Here is a 3,441-nt window from a genome sequence, read left to right on the forward strand (position 1 = left end):
GGCTCGTCATCCGGGCAAGGCCCACGAAGAGCCCAAGGGGCGCATCCCTCGTTCGCGACGCGTTGGTCGTGAGGTTCGTGAGGCCTTCGGGAGCCTTCGTCTCGATGAAGGGAACGCCGACGAGACTGAGTTTCTCGTCGAGTAGCGTGATGGCGCGTTCAAGCACGTCCAACGCTTGATCGAGGGCGAGGCTCGCGTTCTTGGACGCCAACTCGGTGGGGTCTATCCCCATTTGGATGGCGGTCTGGCGGACTTCGCGCCCAAGCTGCGTCTGGTCGTACGTCCCAAGGAGGCTTTCAGTCTGGTTGAGGGCCCCCCAAGGCGCGCGCTTGAGGTCGCGAAGCTGCGTTGTCCAGTCCTTGAGGTGAGCAAGGAGAACACGTTGGTCCTGGAGACAAACAAGTTGGCCTCCTTGGCTCTTGAGGTAATCCTGCGTTTGTTCGCTCACGTAACCGTCGATGCTCGTGGGGAGCGCTTGGGAGAGGACGAGTGATGCGGGGGCTTTGGTCGTGCCCTCCAACGTGTTGGCCTCCGCGTGGAGCAAACGCAGGACGGCTTCGGCGAGCGCGAGTGTCCCATCGATGGGAGCCCCGCTGGCACAGTCTGTCCCGACGTTGACGGGCAATCGCGCTTGGCCGCTTCGCTCGTCTGCCAAGTAGTATGGGTTGAGGAGCCACGGTTCGAGCATGCTTTGGATGGCGGTGAGGTCGGTTTGGGTTGGCTCGTCAAGGATGCCCCCAACGTCCTTGACGCTCGTGTTGAGGGCCTGATCGTAGAGCGTGTAGAGGAGGTCTTTCTCAAGGAGGTCGAAGAAGGCGTAGTGCGTGACGTTGAGCGTGACGTCTTGGCCTTCGAGCGCGCGCACCTGAACGAGATTGTGAATCATCTCGTTGAGGTTGGCGAGTTCTGTGCCCGTGTAGCCCGCTTCTTCCAAGAGGACTTGATAGCTTGACGTGGTCGCGTTGAGGAGAGCGTCGAGGTCGATGGGCGAGAAGTTGGCGACTCCAGGGAGTTTGTTGTTGACGACGCCAAAATCGACTTGGAGGCTGGCGGGGAAGGCGGGAGTGTCGATGGTGACGTTGAGGAGCGATTTCGTCACGGCCGCACGCACGAGGGGCTCGGCGGGGGCCGCAGCGCCCAAGAGTTGGCCGGGCGTGCTCGCGCTCGCCGTTTGCTGCGTGATGTTGAGGTTCGCCGTGACGTTCTCGAACACGCTTGATCGCGATTGGCCAAGACTCGTGGCGAGTTGGTCGATGGGGTCGCTCGTGTTCCAGGCAAGGAACGCGCCCAAGTCGAGCGCTCCGAGCCCTTGCTCGTAATACGTGGCCGGGGCCCCGTATTGGCCGCGCACGTTCACAGCGAGGCTGCTCAAGACCGCGCGGACGAGATCCACCTCGTGAACGCCGCGCAAGGCAGTGGCTTCCACGTAGGGGAGCGCGTTGAGGACGCTTCCCAGCGTCGTTCCAATGGGGCTTGGGGCCACGAAGTCGGGCTTGGGCGTCAAGGCGGGAGTGGGTCCAAGGCGCGACCATGACGCGATCCCACCATTCTCTTCGCCAGCGCCAATGGTGAGGACGCGGGGACTCGCGGCGAGGCCTTGGATCGTCATGAGCTTGTCTTGGGCGCGCCATGACCAAGCCGTTTGGGGAAGCGTGCCGCTTGGTACGAGGATGATGCTGCCGTATTGGTCTGCGGCTTGTTCGACTTCTAAGGCCAAGTGGGGCGTGAGGGGCAAGTCCTCGATGAGGACTGCGAAGACGCCAACGGTGGGTCGAAGCGCGTGGATGACGTCGGCGAGCATGTAGGACGTTTCCCACGAGGAGCGCACGGGCAGAGTGATGACGAGCCGGATGTGGCCGGTGCGCGCGCTCTTCTCCCAAGCGGTGGGTTGGTAGTGCGTGACGGCTTCGCTTAGCGTGTGCGTCGTGCTTTCTCCAAGCGTTTGGAGGTGGTCGAGGGGCTCGCCCACGATCTGGTAGGATGCGTCAAGCGCGTTGCCTTGCCGGATTTCTGCGCTCACGAGCAGGTCTGAGAAGAAGGCGAGGTTGATCTCGTTTAGGCCCGAGAACGGCGTGCATGTGGACTCGGATGCGTCACGAATGGCGAGCCGGTCCAGCGTTTCGAGGTTCGAGTGCGAGCCGCTGGCGTTGGCGGTCCACAATTCGCGCGCGCAAACCGTCACGTTCGAGGCGCTCCCCAGGAGGAAGCTGTCGTCGAAGAGGCCGTACCCGAGGAGTGCTCCGTTGGCGCTGGCGTTGAGGAGCGTGAGCGCGTGAGGGCGGCTCGAGTTCGCGACGTAGGCTTGCGCGTGGTCCCGGTTGTTGGGGCTCCATGAGACGACGTTGAGGGTGTGGTTGTCAGCGTAATGGACGAGGACGGGAGGATTTGGTGGAGTTCCGTTTTCGCCTGCGACGAGGAGAGAGAAGTTGGTGTTGAGGACGTCACCGTTGAGGACCTCGTACTGAGTGCGGATGACGAGACGCATGGGCGTGAAGCCCACGAGGCCTGGCACACGGGCATTTACCCAGCCGAGTTCTTCGTCGTGGATTTCGATTCGTTCGAGGCGCAGGTTGGACTTGGCTCCAGTGTCCCATTCGAGGATGGTCGCATTGTAGTCTGACGATTGGCCCAAGTTCGCGAGGTTTGGCCGGATGGGCATGCCTTCATCCGTGACCTTCAAGGCGAGGTGGCGGCCCACGGCGCGCAAAGTGACGGTGCTTGCTGTGTTGGCGGCTTGGGCTCGTTGGGTCTCGTTCGTGCTGGCGTAGTAGGCCGTCTGGGCTTGGCCCAAGTCCGCGAGGTCGGTTGTCGTGTAGAGGCTGGTCCAGTTTGTCACGATGGGCTCTTTGGCTTGTTGGCAGGTTTGGCTCCAAGTCCACAATCCGCTGCCCGCCTCCGTGGCTTGCGATTTGTGGATGGCCTCGTTTGCTCGCACGTCCAAGGGCAAGGCGGCCAAGTCGGCGGTGCACCATTCGTAGGAGAGTGGGGTGTCCTGTTTGAGGAGGGTGGGGTCTTGGCAGTCGTGGGATTGCGTGGTTGGAAGGGATAGCGTAGTGCGGTTGGGAATGATGACGCAATGAAGGACGGCCGTGCCGGCGTACGCGGTTCGCAAGACGTCCGAAGGCGCGACGCTACCGGGTTCGGTAGTGATTTGGGGTCGGGGGGATGAAGCGTCGTGGGGCCGCGTGGTCCGCTTGAAGAGCGTTGCGTCCTGGCTGTGGATGCGATCGAAGCTGTCGTGGGTCGTGTTGGTCGGGAGTTTGAGGCGCCACTCGCTGGCGTGTTGGGCGTGCGTGCCCGATGCCCATGTGACGTCGAGCCCGTAGTCGAAGACGCGGGGGGCCAACGCGCAGTTCGTGGGAAGGTTCTGCATCGCGTTCAAGTCGTAGAGGCGGCACAAGACGAGCGTGTCCCACGATTGGTTCATCTGCGTGGTCTGGA

At 62.5% G+C, this 3,441-nt stretch carries 2 protein-coding genes; one reads left to right on the forward strand and one right to left on the reverse strand.

Going from position 1 to position 3,441, the window contains the following annotated elements:
• On the reverse strand, positions 1-2,836 hold a 2,836-nt coding region (locus WDA27_14885; GenBank protein ID MFA5892208.1), incomplete at its 3' end, for a hypothetical protein.
• A gap of 253 nt (positions 2,837-3,089) precedes the next feature.
• On the opposite strand from WDA27_14885, the gene WDA27_14890 reads away from it, so the two are divergent.
• Positions 3,090-3,326: a hypothetical protein gene (locus WDA27_14890; GenBank protein MFA5892209.1), complete on the forward strand. Its 237-nt coding sequence runs from the start codon at positions 3,090-3,092 to the stop codon at positions 3,324-3,326.
• The last annotated feature ends 115 nt before the right edge of the window (positions 3,327-3,441 follow it).

Source organism: Actinomycetota bacterium, from assembly GCA_041658565.1.
GTDB lineage: Bacteria > Actinomycetota > AC-67 > AC-67 > AC-67 > JBAZZY01.